The 12278-nt window shown below is 55.0% G+C and carries 25 protein-coding genes; all 25 read left to right on the forward strand.

Going from position 1 to position 12278, the window contains the following annotated elements; translation table 11 throughout:
* The first annotated feature begins 1 nt into the window (after window position 1).
* The gene (gene rplD / locus HU767_RS12340) at window positions 2-604 is read left to right on the forward strand and encodes a 50S ribosomal protein L4 (RefSeq protein WP_003186057.1); all 603 of its coding nucleotides are present in this window, start codon (window positions 2-4) and stop codon (window positions 602-604) included.
* A complete protein-coding gene (rplW, locus tag HU767_RS12345; protein ID WP_002555488.1) occupies window positions 601-900 on the forward strand; it encodes a 50S ribosomal protein L23 in 300 nt (99 codons plus the stop codon). The genes rplD and rplW overlap by 4 nt, the downstream gene beginning before the upstream one ends.
* A gap of 14 nt (window positions 901-914) precedes the next feature.
* Entirely contained in the window at window positions 915-1739 is an 825-nt protein-coding gene (gene rplB, locus HU767_RS12350) for a 50S ribosomal protein L2 (RefSeq protein ID WP_003186055.1), read from the forward strand.
* 16 nt (window positions 1740-1755) lie between these two features.
* Window positions 1756-2031 carry a 30S ribosomal protein S19 gene (gene rpsS / locus HU767_RS12355; RefSeq protein ID WP_002555486.1) on the forward strand — a complete coding sequence of 92 codons (276 nt, stop codon included), beginning with the start codon at window positions 1756-1758 and terminating at the stop codon, window positions 2029-2031.
* Between the two features lie 11 nt (window positions 2032-2042).
* Window positions 2043-2375: a 50S ribosomal protein L22 gene (rplV, locus tag HU767_RS12360; protein WP_003103908.1), complete on the forward strand. Its 333-nt coding sequence runs from the start codon at window positions 2043-2045 to the stop codon at window positions 2373-2375.
* Between the two features lie 13 nt (window positions 2376-2388).
* Window positions 2389-3075 carry a 30S ribosomal protein S3 gene (gene rpsC, locus HU767_RS12365; protein WP_003176422.1) on the forward strand — a complete coding sequence of 229 codons (687 nt, stop codon included), beginning with the start codon at window positions 2389-2391 and terminating at the stop codon, window positions 3073-3075.
* Window positions 3076-3087: 12 nt separating this feature from the next.
* Entirely contained in the window at window positions 3088-3501 is a 414-nt protein-coding gene (gene rplP, locus HU767_RS12370) for a 50S ribosomal protein L16 (protein WP_003186052.1), read from the forward strand.
* On the forward strand, window positions 3501-3692 hold the full coding sequence (gene rpmC, locus HU767_RS12375) for a 50S ribosomal protein L29 (protein ID WP_002555481.1): 192 nt from the start codon (window positions 3501-3503) through the stop codon (window positions 3690-3692). The genes rplP and rpmC overlap by 1 nt, the downstream gene beginning before the upstream one ends.
* Before the next feature lie 2 nt (window positions 3693-3694).
* Window positions 3695-3961 (forward strand): 30S ribosomal protein S17, encoded by a 267-nt coding sequence (rpsQ, locus tag HU767_RS12380; protein WP_003176419.1) that lies wholly within the window; start codon window positions 3695-3697, stop codon window positions 3959-3961.
* A 23-nt stretch (window positions 3962-3984) separates the two neighbouring features.
* A complete protein-coding gene (rplN, locus tag HU767_RS12385) occupies window positions 3985-4353 on the forward strand; it encodes a 50S ribosomal protein L14 (RefSeq protein WP_002555479.1) in 369 nt (122 codons plus the stop codon).
* 11 nt (window positions 4354-4364) lie between these two features.
* Window positions 4365-4679 carry a 50S ribosomal protein L24 gene (gene rplX / locus HU767_RS12390; RefSeq protein WP_003186046.1) on the forward strand — a complete coding sequence of 105 codons (315 nt, stop codon included), beginning with the start codon at window positions 4365-4367 and terminating at the stop codon, window positions 4677-4679.
* Between the two features lie 20 nt (window positions 4680-4699).
* Window positions 4700-5239 carry a 50S ribosomal protein L5 gene (gene rplE / locus HU767_RS12395; protein WP_003186044.1) on the forward strand — a complete coding sequence of 180 codons (540 nt, stop codon included), beginning with the start codon at window positions 4700-4702 and terminating at the stop codon, window positions 5237-5239.
* A gap of 13 nt (window positions 5240-5252) precedes the next feature.
* A complete protein-coding gene (rpsN, locus tag HU767_RS12400) occupies window positions 5253-5558 on the forward strand; it encodes a 30S ribosomal protein S14 (RefSeq protein WP_003186042.1) in 306 nt (101 codons plus the stop codon).
* 210 nt (window positions 5559-5768) lie between these two features.
* Entirely contained in the window at window positions 5769-6161 is a 393-nt protein-coding gene (rpsH, locus tag HU767_RS12405; protein ID WP_003186040.1) for a 30S ribosomal protein S8, read from the forward strand.
* A 12-nt stretch (window positions 6162-6173) separates the two neighbouring features.
* Window positions 6174-6707 carry a 50S ribosomal protein L6 gene (gene rplF, locus HU767_RS12410; protein ID WP_003186039.1) on the forward strand — a complete coding sequence of 178 codons (534 nt, stop codon included), beginning with the start codon at window positions 6174-6176 and terminating at the stop codon, window positions 6705-6707.
* Between the two features lie 10 nt (window positions 6708-6717).
* Window positions 6718-7068: a 50S ribosomal protein L18 gene (gene rplR, locus HU767_RS12415; protein WP_003186037.1), complete on the forward strand. Its 351-nt coding sequence runs from the start codon at window positions 6718-6720 to the stop codon at window positions 7066-7068.
* A gap of 3 nt (window positions 7069-7071) precedes the next feature.
* The gene (rpsE, locus tag HU767_RS12420) at window positions 7072-7572 is read left to right on the forward strand and encodes a 30S ribosomal protein S5 (RefSeq protein ID WP_003186035.1); all 501 of its coding nucleotides are present in this window, start codon (window positions 7072-7074) and stop codon (window positions 7570-7572) included.
* Between the two features lie 2 nt (window positions 7573-7574).
* On the forward strand, window positions 7575-7751 hold the full coding sequence (rpmD, locus tag HU767_RS12425) for a 50S ribosomal protein L30 (RefSeq protein WP_010438202.1): 177 nt from the start codon (window positions 7575-7577) through the stop codon (window positions 7749-7751).
* Window positions 7752-7754: 3 nt separating this feature from the next.
* Window positions 7755-8192, forward strand: a complete 438-nt coding sequence (rplO, locus tag HU767_RS12430) for a 50S ribosomal protein L15 (protein ID WP_003186032.1) — start codon at window positions 7755-7757, stop codon at window positions 8190-8192.
* Entirely contained in the window at window positions 8193-9521 is a 1329-nt protein-coding gene (secY, locus tag HU767_RS12435) for a preprotein translocase subunit SecY (protein WP_018612224.1), read from the forward strand. It abuts the gene before it with no gap.
* A gap of 30 nt (window positions 9522-9551) precedes the next feature.
* The gene (gene rpmJ, locus HU767_RS12440) at window positions 9552-9668 is read left to right on the forward strand and encodes a 50S ribosomal protein L36 (RefSeq protein ID WP_002555468.1); all 117 of its coding nucleotides are present in this window, start codon (window positions 9552-9554) and stop codon (window positions 9666-9668) included.
* Between the two features lie 130 nt (window positions 9669-9798).
* On the forward strand, window positions 9799-10155 hold the full coding sequence (gene rpsM / locus HU767_RS12445; protein WP_003194635.1) for a 30S ribosomal protein S13: 357 nt from the start codon (window positions 9799-9801) through the stop codon (window positions 10153-10155).
* A 30-nt stretch (window positions 10156-10185) separates the two neighbouring features.
* Entirely contained in the window at window positions 10186-10575 is a 390-nt protein-coding gene (gene rpsK, locus HU767_RS12450) for a 30S ribosomal protein S11 (RefSeq protein WP_002555466.1), read from the forward strand.
* Between the two features lie 18 nt (window positions 10576-10593).
* The gene (rpsD, locus tag HU767_RS12455; RefSeq protein ID WP_003176404.1) at window positions 10594-11214 is read left to right on the forward strand and encodes a 30S ribosomal protein S4; all 621 of its coding nucleotides are present in this window, start codon (window positions 10594-10596) and stop codon (window positions 11212-11214) included.
* A 22-nt stretch (window positions 11215-11236) separates the two neighbouring features.
* Window positions 11237-12238, forward strand: a complete 1002-nt coding sequence (rpoA, locus tag HU767_RS12460) for a DNA-directed RNA polymerase subunit alpha (RefSeq protein ID WP_003186012.1) — start codon at window positions 11237-11239, stop codon at window positions 12236-12238.
* Window positions 12239-12278: the final 40 nt, after the last annotated feature.

The raw sequence follows: 12278 nt of genomic DNA on the forward strand, positions 1-12278 counted from the left end.
CATGCAATTAAATGTAAATGACGCTCAAGCGATCGAAGTTTCCGAACTGACATTTGGCGGCGAATTCAACGAGACGCTGGTTCACCAAGCAGTCGTGGCCTACATGGCTGGCGGCCGTCAAGGTAGCAAGCAGCAAAAGACCCGTTCCGACGTTTCTGGTGGCGGTAAGCGCCCATGGCGTCAGAAAGGTACTGGCCGTGCTCGTGCCGGTACTATCCGTAGCCCAATCTGGCGTGGCGGCGGTACCACTTTCGCAGCTCGTCCTCAGGATCACTCCCAAAAGCTGAACAAGAAGATGTATCGCGCAGCAATGCGTTCCATCCTTGCTGAGCTGGTGCGTACTGATCGTCTGGTCGTGGTTCAGGACTTCGCTGTTGAAGCACCGAAAACCAAAGATCTGCTGAACAAGCTGAACGGCATGGGCCTGACTGACGTCCTGATCGTGTCTGACGCTGTTGATCAGAACCTGTACCTGGCTGCTCGCAACCTGCCGCACGTCGATGTTCGTGACGTTCAAGGTTCCGATCCGGTCAGTCTGATCGCATACGACAAGGTGTTGATCACCGTGTCGGCCGTGAAGAAATTCGAGGAGCTGCTGGGATGAACCAGGAACGCGTATTTAAAGTTCTGCTTGGCCCGCACGTTTCCGAGAAGGCTACGGTTCTGGCAGACAAGAAAGGCCAGTTCGTTTTCAAGGTTGCGACTGACGCAACCAAGCTGGAAATCAAGAAGGCCGTCGAAAGCCTGTTCAGCGTGAAAGTAGAGCGCGTGACTACCCTGAACGTACTGGGTAAAAGCAAGCGCACTGCTCGCGGTCTGGGCAAGCGTAATGACTGGAAGAAGGCAGTTATCTCCCTTCAGCCAGGCCAAGATCTCGATTTCAGCAGCAGTGCTGAGTAAGGAAGGGGTGCATCATGGCAATCGTTAAATGCAAACCGACTTCCCCTGGCCGCCGTTTTGTGGTCAAGGTGGTCAACCAGGAGCTGCATAAAGGCGCTCCTCACGCACCGCTGCTCGAGAAAAAATCGAAGTCTGGTGGTCGTAACAACAATGGCCGTATTACCACGCGTCACATCGGTGGTGGTCATAAGCAGCATTATCGTCTGGTCGACTTCCGTCGCAACGACAAGGATGGCATCGCTGCCACCGTCGAGCGTATCGAATACGATCCAAACCGTACTGCTCACATCGCTCTGCTGCTGTACGCAGATGGCGAGCGTCGCTACATCATCGCCCCTAAAGGCGTGAGCGCTGGCGACCAGCTGATCGCAGGTGCCCTGGCACCGATCAAGCCGGGCAACGCTCTGCAACTGCGTAACATTCCAGTTGGTAGCACCGTACACGGCATCGAATTGAAGCCAGGTAAAGGCGCACAGATCGCTCGTTCCGCTGGTGCTTCGGCTCAGCTGATCGCTCGTGAAGGTGTCTACGTGACCCTGCGTCTGCGTTCTGGTGAGATGCGTAAAGTACTGGCTGAATGCCGTGCGACCCTGGGCGAAGTCTCGAACTCCGAGCACAGCCTGCGTTCGTTGGGTAAAGCTGGTGCCAAGCGCTGGCGTGGCGTTCGCCCAACCGTTCGTGGTGTTGCCATGAACCCGGTTGACCACCCACATGGTGGTGGTGAAGGTCGTACCTCTGGTGGTCGTCATCCGGTATCGCCATGGGGCTTCCCGACTAAGGGCGCGAAGACTCGTGGTAATAAGCGTACCGACAAAATGATCGTCCGTCGTCGCAAGTAAATAGAGGGATACGACAGTGCCACGTTCTCTGAAAAAAGGTCCTTTTATTGATCTTCACCTACTGAAGAAGATCGAAGTGGCGGCGGAAAAGAACGATCGCAAACCAGTTAAGACCTGGTCGCGTCGTTCGATGATCCTGCCACAAATGGTCGGTCTGACCATCGCAGTACACAACGGTCGTCAACACGTCCCAGTTCTCGTTAACGAAGACATGGTCGGCCACAAACTGGGCGAGTTCGCCGGTACCCGCACTTATCGTGGGCACGTGGCAGACAAGAAAGCCAAGCGTTAAGGGGTTAGGAAATGGAAGTAGCCGCTAAGTTGTCGGGCGCTCGAATCTCCGCCCAGAAAGCCCGCTTGGTCGCCGACCAGATCCGCGGGAAGAAGGTGGGCGAAGCGCTCAACCTGTTGGCTTTCAGCAGTAAGAAAGCCGCCGAGATCATGAAGAAAGTGCTGGAGTCGGCCGTAGCCAACGCCGAGCATAACGAAGGCGCAGACGTTGATGACCTGAAGGTCAGCACCGTTTTCGTCAACGAAGGGCGTTCGCTGAAGCGCATCATGCCACGTGCCAAAGGCCGTGCTGATCGCATCGTCAAGCGGTCTTGCCATATCACTGTCAAGGTTGCTGACAAGTAACGGAGTCGAAGAGATGGGTCAGAAAGTACATCCCATTGGCATTCGCCTGGGAATCGTCAAGGAGCACACCTCCGTCTGGTACGCAGACGGTCGGACTTATGCGGACTACTTGTTCGCTGATCTGAAGGTGCGTGAGTATCTCCAAGACAAACTAAAAAGCGCGTCCGTAAGCCGTATCGATATCCATCGTCCGGCGCAGACTGCACGTATCACCATCCACACCGCTCGTCCAGGTATCGTTATCGGGAAGAAAGGTGAAGATGTTGAGAAACTGCGTCAGGACCTGACCAAGCAAATGGGTGTGCCTGTGCACATCAATATCGAAGAGATCCGCAAGCCGGAGCTCGACGGTATGCTGGTTGCGCAGAGCGTAGCTCAGCAGCTGGAGCGTCGCGTCATGTTCCGTCGCGCTATGAAGCGCGCTGTACAGAACGCAATGCGCATTGGTGCCAAAGGCATCAAAATCCAAGTGAGCGGTCGTCTCGGCGGTGCTGAAATCGCACGTACTGAATGGTATCGCGAAGGTCGTGTGCCACTGCACACCCTGCGTGCCGACATCGACTATGCCAACTACGAAGCTCACACCACTTACGGTGTGATCGGTGTAAAGGTTTGGATCTTCAAAGGCGAAGTAATTGGTGGTCGCCAAGAAGAACTGAAACCACAAGCACCAGCGCCTCGTAAAAAAGCTGCTAAGTAAGGGGTACGCCAAATGTTGCAACCAAAGCGTACGAAGTTCCGCAAGCAGATGACCGGTCACAACCGTGGCCTGGCATTGCGCGGTAGCAAAGTCAGCTTCGGCGAGTTCGCGCTGAAGTCTGTTGCTCGTGGTCGTCTCACCGCTCGTCAGATCGAGTCAGCGCGTCGTGCTCTGACCCGTCACGTAAAACGTGGCGGCAAGATCTGGATCCGTGTATTCCCGGACAAGCCTGTCACCAAGAAGCCACTCGAAGTTCGGATGGGTAAAGGTAAGGGTAACGTGGAGTACTGGGTTGCCCAGATTCAGCCAGGCAAAGTCCTGTATGAAATCGAGGGTGTTTCTGAAGAGCTGGCGCGTGAGGCTTTCGCCCTGGCTGCTGCAAAGCTGCCGCTCGCCACCTCCTTTGTTAAACGGACGGTGATGTGATGAAAGCGAATGAACTTCGTGAAAAATCAGCACAGCAGCTGAACGAGCAACTGCTCGGCCTGCTGCGCGACCAGTTCAATCTGCGTATGCAGAAAGCAACTGGCCAGTTGGGGCAGTCTCATCTGCTCTCGCAAGTTAAGCGTGACATCGCTCGCGTGAAAACTGTGCTCAACCAGCAGGCAGGTAAGTAATCATGGCTGAAGCCGAAAAAACTGTCCGTACGCTGACTGGCCGTGTTGTCAGCGACAAGATGGACAAAACCATCACCGTTCTGATCGAGCGTCGCGTTAAGCACCCGATCTACGGTAAATACGTTAAGCGTTCGACTAAGCTGCACGCGCACGACGAAACCAATCAGTGCCACATCGGCGACAAAGTCACTATTCGTGAAACTCGTCCTTTGGCCAAGACCAAGTCTTGGGCGCTGGTTGATGTTCTCGAACGCGCTGTGGAAGTCTAAGGACTAGGGGTCGGAGAAATTATATGATTCAGACTCAATCCATGCTCGATGTGGCCGATAACAGCGGCGCTCGCCGTGTTATGTGCATCAAGGTGCTGGGTGGCTCCCATCGTCGTTACGCTGGTATCGGTGACATCATCAAAGTTACCGTCAAGGAAGCAATTCCTCGCGGTAAGGTGAAAAAAGGCCAAGTGATGACTGCTGTTGTAGTCCGCACTCGCCATGGCGTTCGTCGTGCTGACGGCTCCATCATCCGCTTTGATGGCAACGCTGCTGTTCTGTTGAACAACAAGCAAGAGCCGATCGGCACCCGTATCTTTGGGCCAGTGACCCGTGAACTTCGTACTGAGAAGTTCATGAAGATCGTCTCGCTCGCCCCAGAAGTGCTGTAAGGAGATCCGACATGCAAAAGATTCGTCGTGACGACGAGATCATCGTGATCGCCGGCAAAGACAAAGGTAAGCGCGGTAAGGTGCTGAAGGTTCTTGCTGACAACCGTTTGGTTGTGGGTGGTCTGAACCTGGTCAAGCGTCATACCAAGCCTAACCCGATGTCGGGCGTACAGGGCGGTATCGTCGAGAAAGAAGCGCCACTGCACGCTTCCAACGTCGCCATCTTCAACGGCGAAACCAACAAGGCTGACCGCGTTGGTTTCAAAGTAGAAGACGGTAAGAAAATTCGTGTCTTCAAGTCGACCCAAAAAGCGGTTGATGCTTGAACACTGCTAGGTAGAAGACCATGGCACGACTAAAAGAGATTTACCGGAAGGAAATCGCACCGAAACTTAAGGAAGAACTTAAGCTTTCGAACGTGATGGAAGTTCCGCGCGTTACCAAAATCACCCTGAACATGGGTCTGGGCGAAGCGATCGGCGACAAAAAAGTCATCGAGCACGCTGTTGCTGACCTGGAAAAGATCACCGGTCAGAAAGTCGTCGTGACTTACGCTCGGAAATCCATCGCTGGCTTTAAAGTCCGTGAAGGTTGGCCGATCGGCGTCAAAGTGACCCTGCGCCGTGAGCGTATGTACGAGTTCCTGGATCGTCTGCTGTCGATCTCCCTGCCTCGGGTTCGCGACTTCCGCGGCCTGAATGCCAAGTCCTTCGATGGTCGTGGTAACTACAGCATGGGCGTTAAAGAGCAGATCATTTTCCCGGAAATCGATTACGACAAGATCGACGCTCTCCGCGGTCTGGACATTACCCTGACCACCACTGCTCGGACGGATGATGAAGGTCGCGCACTGCTGCGCGCTTTCAAATTCCCGTTCCGCAACTGATTGGAGTAGGAAAATGGCCAAGAAGAGCATGAAGAACCGTGAGCTGAAGCGTCAGCTCACCGTTGCCAAGTACGCCACCAAGCGTGCAGCGCTGAAAGCTATCATCGTTGATCTGAACGCAAGTCCAGAAGCGCGTTGGGAAGCTACCGTAGCCCTGCAGAAGCAGCCACGTGACGCAAGCGCCTCGCGCATGCGTAACCGCTGCCGCCTGACTGGTCGTCCGCACGGCGTGTACCGCAAGTTCGGCCTTGGCCGTAACATGTTGCGTCAAGCTGCAATGCGTGGTGACGTTCCAGGTCTGGTTAAAGCCAGCTGGTAAGCACTGTCAAAGTCACGGCGTTCGAGGTCGCAAGATCCTGACCGCCGGTGACCTTGAACTTGAATCAAGCCCCTATTGGGGCTTGATTCATTTGTGGGGTGTGTCTAGAATACCCGGCTCGCCTGAGCCCGTGTTTTTATTGCACGGATGCGCTCGGCGACACGTACTAGCCGAAAGGCTAATTTTTTGTGTATTAGGAGCGTCTAGCCCATGAGTATGCAGGACCCGTTAGCGGACATGCTAACTCGTATCCGTAATGCCCAGATGGCTGAAAAGTCCGTCGTAAGCATGCCATCTTCCACGTTGAAGGTAGCTGTTGCCAAAGTCCTGAAGGACGAAGGTTACATTGCGGGTTATCAGATCAGCAGCGAAATCAAGCCTCTGCTGTCCATCGAGCTGAAGTACTTCGAAGGCCGTCCGGTCATCGAGGAAGTGAAGCGCGTTAGCCGTCCAGGCCTGCGTCAGTACAAGTCCGTCGATGATCTGCCAAAAGTTCGTGGCGGTCTCGGTGTGTCTATCGTCTCCACCAACAAGGGTGTGATGACGGATCGTGCTGCGCGCGCTGCCGGTGTCGGCGGCGAAGTTCTTTGCACTGTGTTCTAAGGGGGGATAAGCATGTCACGCGTCGCTAAGAACCCCGTTAAGCTGCCAGCCGGTGTCGAAGTCAAATTCGCAGGCCAACAGCTTTCGGTGAAGGGTGCCAAGGGCACTCTGCAACTGAACATCCATTCGTCCGTCGAGATCGTTGAAGAAGCTGGTGAGCTGCGTTTCGCTGCTCGCAATGGCGATCAACAGACTCGCGCAATGGCTGGTACCACTCGTGCGTTGGTAAACAACATGGTCCAAGGCGTAAGCCAAGGCTTCGAGCGCAAGCTCCAGCTGGTCGGTGTTGGTTACAAAGCGCAAGCAAAAGGCACAGTGCTGAACCTGGCTCTTGGCTTCTCGCACCCAGTGGATTATGAACTGCCGGAAGGCATCACCGCTGAGACTCCTAGCCAGACCGATATCCTGATCAAGGGCATCGACAAGCAGCTGGTAGGTCAAGTGGCCGCCGAGATCCGCGACTTCCGTCCACCAGAGCCGTACAAAGGCAAAGGTGTGCGCTACGCGGACGAAGTCGTCCGTCGTAAAGAAGCCAAGAAGAAGTAGGGCATAGCAAATGACCGACAAAAAAGTTACTCGACTGCGTCGCGCTCGCAAAGCACGCCTGAAAATGCACGAACTCGAAGTCGTGCGTCTCTGCGTGTTCCGCTCGTCGCAGCACATCTACGCCCAGGTCATTTCGGCCGACGGCAACAAAGTCCTGGCAAGTGCCTCGACTTTGGATAAAGAACTGCGTGATGGCGCCACTGGCAACATCGACGCGGCCACTAAGGTTGGCCAGCTGGTCGCTACGCGTGCTAAAGCCGCTGGCGTCTCGCAGGTGGCTTTCGACCGCTCTGGCTTCAAGTACCACGGCCGCGTCAAGGCGCTGGCTGATGCTGCTCGTGAAGCTGGGCTGGAGTTCTAAGTTATGTCAAATAACGACCAAAAGCGCGACGAAGGCTACATCGAGAAGCTGGTTCAAGTTAACCGCGTAGCCAAAACCGTTAAAGGCGGCCGTATCTTCACTTTCACTGCGTTGACCGTAGTGGGTGATGGTAAAGGCCGTGTTGGCTTCGGCCGTGGCAAGTCGCGTGAAGTGCCTGCTGCGATCCAGAAGGCAATGGAAGCTGCTCGCCGCAACATGATCCAGGTTGATCTGAACGGCACCACTCTGCAGTACGCAATGAAGTCCGCCCATGGCGCTTCGAAGGTGTACATGCAGCCTGCTTCTGAAGGTACCGGTATCATCGCTGGCGGCGCTATGCGTGCTGTCCTCGAGGTTGCTGGCGTTCAGAACGTTCTGGCCAAGTGCTACGGCTCGACTAACCCGGTAAACGTGGTTCACGCCACTTTCAAGGGTTTGAAAGCAATGCAGTCTCCTGAATCCATTGCCGCCAAGCGTGGCAAAAGCGTCAAGGAGATCTTCTGATCATGGCTACCGTAAAAGTTACGCTGATCAAAAGCATGACCGGCCGCATCCCTAACCACAGACTGTGTGTTAAGGGTTTGGGTCTGCGTCGCATCGGTCACACTGTAGAAGTCCTGGATACTCCCGAGAATCGCGGGATGATCAACAAGGCTTACTACATGCTGCGTGTCGAGGGTTAATCGATGAAACTCAATGATCTGAGTCCAGCGCCGGGTTCCCGTCGCGAAAAGCATCGTCCGGGCCGTGGTATCGGTAGTGGTTTGGGCAAGACCGGTGGCCGTGGCCACAAAGGTCAGACCTCCCGCTCCGGTGGCACCATTGCTCCAGGCTTTGAAGGCGGTCAACAGCCGCTGCATCGTCGTCTGCCGAAGTTCGGTTTCGTTTCCCTGAAAGCCATGGACCGCGCAGAAGTGCGTCTGTCCGAGCTGGCCAAAGTGGACGGCGACATCGTCACCGTGCAGTCCCTGAAGGATGCCAACGTGATCAACCAGAACGTTCAGCGTGTGAAAATCATGCTGTCGGGCGAAGTTGCTCGTGCTGTCACCATCGGAAAGGGAATCGGCGCCACCAAAGGTGCGCGTGCGGCTATCGAAGCAGCTGGCGGCAAGTTCGAGGAATAAATGGCTAAGCAAGGTGCTCTCTCTGCGCTCGGCAAAGGCGGTATGTCTGAACTCTGGGCTCGTCTGCGTTTTCTGTTCCTGGCGATTATCGTCTACCGAATAGGCGCACACATCCCGGTTCCAGGTATCAACCCGGACCGACTCGCGGACCTGTTTCGACAGAATGAGGGGACCATTCTTAGCTTGTTCAACATGTTTTCCGGCGGCGCGCTGGAGCGGATGAGCATCTTTGCACTGGGGATCATGCCGTACATTTCGGCATCGATCATCATGCAGCTGATGTCCGCTGTCAGCCCGCAGCTGGAGCAGTTGAAGAAGGAAGGTGAAGCTGGCCGTCGCAAGATCAGCCAGTACACCCGCTACCTCACTGTCGTCCTCGCTCTCGTCCAGGCCGTTGGCATGTCCATCGGCTTGGCGGGGCAGGGCGTAGCGTTCACTGGTGACTTTGGCTTCCATTTCGTTGCGGTAACCACTTTTGTGGCGGGCGCGATGTTCATGATGTGGCTGGGTGAGCAGATTACTGAGCGTGGTGTTGGCAACGGTATCTCGATGTTGATCTTCGCAGGTATCGTCGCCGGTCTTCCGAGAGCGATCGGGCAGTCTTTCGAGTCTGCGCGTCAGGGTGATATCAACATCTTCGCCCTGGTTGCCATCGGTTTGCTGGCAGTAGCGATTATCGGTTTCGTGGTGTTCATTGAGCGTGGCCAGCGTCGTATTGCTGTTCACTACGCCAAGCGTCAGCAGGGCCGCAAGGTGTTTGCTGCGCAGACCAGCCACTTGCCGTTGAAGGTGAACATGGCCGGCGTTATCCCGGCTATTTTCGCGAGCAGCATCTTGCTGTTCCCGGCTTCGTTGGGTGCCTGGTTCGGCCAGTCTGAAGGTATGGGCTGGTTGCAGGACATCTCGCAGTCGATCGCTCCTGGTCAGCCGTTGAATATTCTGCTGTTTAGTGCAGGGATTATTTTCTTCTGCTTCTTCTATACGGCGTTGATGTTCAATCCGAAAGACGTAGCGGAAAACCTGAAGAAGTCCGGTGCCTTTATTCCGGGCATCCGTCCAGGTGAGCAGTCGGCGCGCTACATTGATGGCGTTCTGACTCGTTTGACCTTGTTCGGTGCTCTTTACATGACGGCCGTCTGCTTGCTTCCCCAGTTCCTGGTGGTTGCGGCAAACGTACCGTTCTACCTTGGCGGGACCTCGTTGCTGATCGTGGTCGTGGTTGTGATGGACTTCATGTCCCAAGTACAATCGCACCTCGTTTCGCACCAGTACGAATCCCTGATGAAGAAAGCCAACCTGAAGGGCTACGGCAGCGGCATGTTGCGCTGAGTAGCGTCCATAAGGTTCGAGGAGTTGGTGATGAAAGTTCGTGCATCGGTGAAAAAGCTGTGCCGTAACTGCAAGATTATTCGCCGCGAAGGTGTTGTTCGGGTAATTTGCAGCGCGGAACCGCGTCACAAACAGCGCCAAGGCTGAGTGTGATTGTGCTTTAAGCCCGGCAGCTAGTGCGCTGCCGGGTTGATTATTTGTTATTACAGCGATATTATCTCGCGCCCTATTTCTTGGCTTCCGGGGCGTAGGTAGCTGTCAATTGGAGTCCCACTGAATGGCCCGTATTGCAGGCGTCAACATTCCAGATAACAAGCATACTGTTATCTCGCTGACCTACATCTATGGTGTTGGTCGCACTACTGCGCAGAAAATTTGTGCAGTGGCTGGGGTCAACCCAGCGGCAAAGATCAAAGATCTGAGCGACGAGCAGATCGAACAGCTGCGTGGCGAAGTGGCGAAGTTCACCACTGAAGGTGACCTGCGTCGCGAAATCAACATGAAAATCAAGCGCTTGATGGACCTCGGTTGCTATCGCGGTCTGCGTCATCGTCGTGGTCTGCCAGTACGCGGTCAGCGTACCAAGACCAACGCGCGTACCCGTAAAGGTCCGCGTAAGCCGATCCGCAAGTAATCGCCCCAGCGAATCGACAGGAATTTAATCATGGCAAAACCTGCTGCTCGTCCTCGTAAAAAAGTTAAAAAGACAGTGGTTGATGGCATCGCCCACATCCATGCTTCTTTTAACAACACCATCGTGACCATTACCGACCGTCAAGGTAACGCTCTTTCCTGGGCTACCTCCGGTGGTTCGGGTTTCCGCGGTTCCCGCAAGTCCACCCCGTTCGCTGCTCAAGTAGCTGCTGAGCGTGCTGGTCAAGCTGCGCTGGAATACGGCCTGAAAAACCTCGACGTCAACGTCAAGGGTCCAGGTCCAGGTCGTGAATCCGCAGTCCGCGCTTTGAACGGCTGTGGCTACAAGATCGCCAGCATCACCGACGTGACGCCAATCCCGCACAACGGGTGCCGTCCGCCGAAGAAGCGCCGCGTGTAATCCAGGAGATTGTAAAGAATGGCTCGTTACATTGGTCCAAAATGCAAACTCGCTCGTCGCGAAGGCACCGATCTTTTTCTGAAGAGCGGCGTGCGCGCGATCGAATCGAAGTGCAACATTGAAGCAGCACCTGGTATCCACGGCCAACGCCGCGGTCGCCAGTCCGACTACGGCACCCAACTGCGTGAAAAGCAGAAGGTCCGTCGTATCTACGGCGTTCTCGAGCGTCAATTCAGCGGCTACTACAAAGAAGCAGCTGGCAAGAAAGGCGCAACCGGCGAAAACCTGTTGCAACTGCTCGAATGCCGTCTGGACAACGTTGTATACCGTATGGGTTTCGGTTCTACTCGTGCCGAATCCCGTCAGCTGGTATCGCACAAGTCGATCAGCGTTAACGGTCAGACCGTAAACGTTCCGTCCTACCAGGTTCGTGCTGGTGACGTGGTTGCTGTTCGCGAGAAAGCAAAGAACCAACTTCGCATTGTCCAAGCTCTCGATCTGTGTGCCCAACGTGGCCGCGTAGAATGGGTAGAAGTAGACACTGAGAAGAAGTCGGGCGTTTTCAAGAACGTTCCTGCTCGCAGTGATCTGTCCGCCGACATCAACGAAAGCCTGATTGTCGAGCTCTACTCCAAGTAAGGGCTAGAAAATAGGTGCATCCATGCAGATTTCGGTAAATGAGTTCCTGACACCCCGCCATATTGATGTGCAGGTTGTCAGTCCAACCCGCGCCAAGATCACGCTCGAGCCTCTCGAGCGTGGTTTCGGCCACACCCTGGGCAACGCGCTGCGCCGCATCCTGTTGTCCTCAATGCCCGGCTGTGCAGTAGTCGAGGCCGAGATTGACGGTGTGCTCCACGAGTACAGCGCCATCGAAGGTGTACAGGAAGACGTAATTGAAATCCTGTTGAACCTTAAAGGTCTGGCTATCAAGCTGCACGGTCGTGACGAAGTTACGCTGACCTTGTCGAAGAAGGGTTCGGGGGTGGTTACCGCTGCCGATATTCAGCTGGATCATGATGTCGAGATCGTTAACCCCGATCACGTAATCGCTAACCTGGCGTCTAACGGCGCCCTGAACATGAAGCTCACCGTAGCTCGTGGTCGTGGTTATGAACCGGCAGACTCGCGTCAGAGCGATGAAGACGAAAGCCGCAGCATCGGTCGCTTGCAGCTTGACTCTTCGTTCAGCCCGGTTCGCCGTATCGCATACGTGGTGGAAAACGCCCGTGTCGAACAGCGTACCAACCTGGACAAGCTGGTTATTGATCTGGAAACCAACGGTACCCTGGATCCTGAAGAGGCTATCCGCCGCGCTGCAACCATCCTGCAACAGCAGTTGGCTGCGTTCGTCGACCTCAAGGGTGACAGTGAGCCAGTGGTTGTCGAGCAGGAAGACGAGATCGATCCGATCCTGCTTCGCCCGGTTGACGATCTGGAACTGACTGTACGTTCGGCTAACTGCCTTAAGGCGGAAAACATCTACTACATCGGTGACCTGATTCAGCGTACCGAAGTAGAGCTGTTGAAGACTCCGAACCTTGGCAAGAAATCCTTGACTGAAATCAAGGACGTTCTGGCCTCCCGCGGTCTGTCCCTCGGCATGCGCCTCGACAACTGGCCGCCTGCAAGTCTTAAGAAGGACGACAAGGCGACTGCCTGATCGTCGTAATCACCGAACGTTGTGTTTGGTAAGGAATGAA

The organism is Pseudomonas sp. SWRI179 (assembly GCF_014268705.1).
Taxonomy (GTDB): Bacteria; Pseudomonadota; Gammaproteobacteria; order Pseudomonadales; family Pseudomonadaceae; genus Aquipseudomonas; species Aquipseudomonas zanjanensis.

Bases quoted from the DNA above. Each gene is read 5' to 3' on its own strand.
- rpsM (WP_003194635.1), top strand. From the start codon at position 9,799: ATGGCCCGTATTGCAGGCGTCAACATTCCAGATAACAAGCATACTGTT.
- rpsK (WP_002555466.1), top strand. From the start codon at position 10,186: ATGGCAAAACCTGCTGCTCGTCCTCGTAAAAAAGTTAAAAAGACAGTG.
- rpsC (WP_003176422.1), top strand. From the start codon at position 2,389: ATGGGTCAGAAAGTACATCCCATTGGCATTCGCCTGGGAATCGTCAAG.
- rplV (WP_003103908.1), top strand. From the start codon at position 2,043: ATGGAAGTAGCCGCTAAGTTGTCGGGCGCTCGAATCTCCGCCCAGAAA.
- rplR (WP_003186037.1), top strand. From the start codon at position 6,718: ATGACCGACAAAAAAGTTACTCGACTGCGTCGCGCTCGCAAAGCACGC.
- rplX (WP_003186046.1), top strand. From the start codon at position 4,365: ATGCAAAAGATTCGTCGTGACGACGAGATCATCGTGATCGCCGGCAAA.
- rpsD (WP_003176404.1), top strand. From the start codon at position 10,594: ATGGCTCGTTACATTGGTCCAAAATGCAAACTCGCTCGTCGCGAAGGC.
- rplW (WP_002555488.1), top strand. From the start codon at position 601: ATGAACCAGGAACGCGTATTTAAAGTTCTGCTTGGCCCGCACGTTTCC.
- rplF (WP_003186039.1), top strand. From the start codon at position 6,174: ATGTCACGCGTCGCTAAGAACCCCGTTAAGCTGCCAGCCGGTGTCGAA.
- rplP (WP_003186052.1), top strand. From the start codon at position 3,088: ATGTTGCAACCAAAGCGTACGAAGTTCCGCAAGCAGATGACCGGTCAC.
- rpmC (WP_002555481.1), top strand. From the start codon at position 3,501: ATGAAAGCGAATGAACTTCGTGAAAAATCAGCACAGCAGCTGAACGAG.
- rplB (WP_003186055.1), top strand. From the start codon at position 915: ATGGCAATCGTTAAATGCAAACCGACTTCCCCTGGCCGCCGTTTTGTG.
- rpsQ (WP_003176419.1), top strand. From the start codon at position 3,695: ATGGCTGAAGCCGAAAAAACTGTCCGTACGCTGACTGGCCGTGTTGTC.
- rpmJ (WP_002555468.1), top strand. From the start codon at position 9,552: ATGAAAGTTCGTGCATCGGTGAAAAAGCTGTGCCGTAACTGCAAGATT.
- rpmD (WP_010438202.1), top strand. From the start codon at position 7,575: ATGGCTACCGTAAAAGTTACGCTGATCAAAAGCATGACCGGCCGCATC.
- rplN (WP_002555479.1), top strand. From the start codon at position 3,985: ATGATTCAGACTCAATCCATGCTCGATGTGGCCGATAACAGCGGCGCT.
- rplE (WP_003186044.1), top strand. From the start codon at position 4,700: ATGGCACGACTAAAAGAGATTTACCGGAAGGAAATCGCACCGAAACTT.
- rpsE (WP_003186035.1), top strand. From the start codon at position 7,072: ATGTCAAATAACGACCAAAAGCGCGACGAAGGCTACATCGAGAAGCTG.
- secY (WP_018612224.1), top strand. From the start codon at position 8,193: ATGGCTAAGCAAGGTGCTCTCTCTGCGCTCGGCAAAGGCGGTATGTCT.
- rplO (WP_003186032.1), top strand. From the start codon at position 7,755: ATGAAACTCAATGATCTGAGTCCAGCGCCGGGTTCCCGTCGCGAAAAG.
- rpsN (WP_003186042.1), top strand. From the start codon at position 5,253: ATGGCCAAGAAGAGCATGAAGAACCGTGAGCTGAAGCGTCAGCTCACC.
- rpoA (WP_003186012.1), top strand. From the start codon at position 11,237: ATGCAGATTTCGGTAAATGAGTTCCTGACACCCCGCCATATTGATGTG.
- rpsH (WP_003186040.1), top strand. From the start codon at position 5,769: ATGAGTATGCAGGACCCGTTAGCGGACATGCTAACTCGTATCCGTAAT.
- rplD (WP_003186057.1), top strand. From the start codon at position 2: ATGCAATTAAATGTAAATGACGCTCAAGCGATCGAAGTTTCCGAACTG.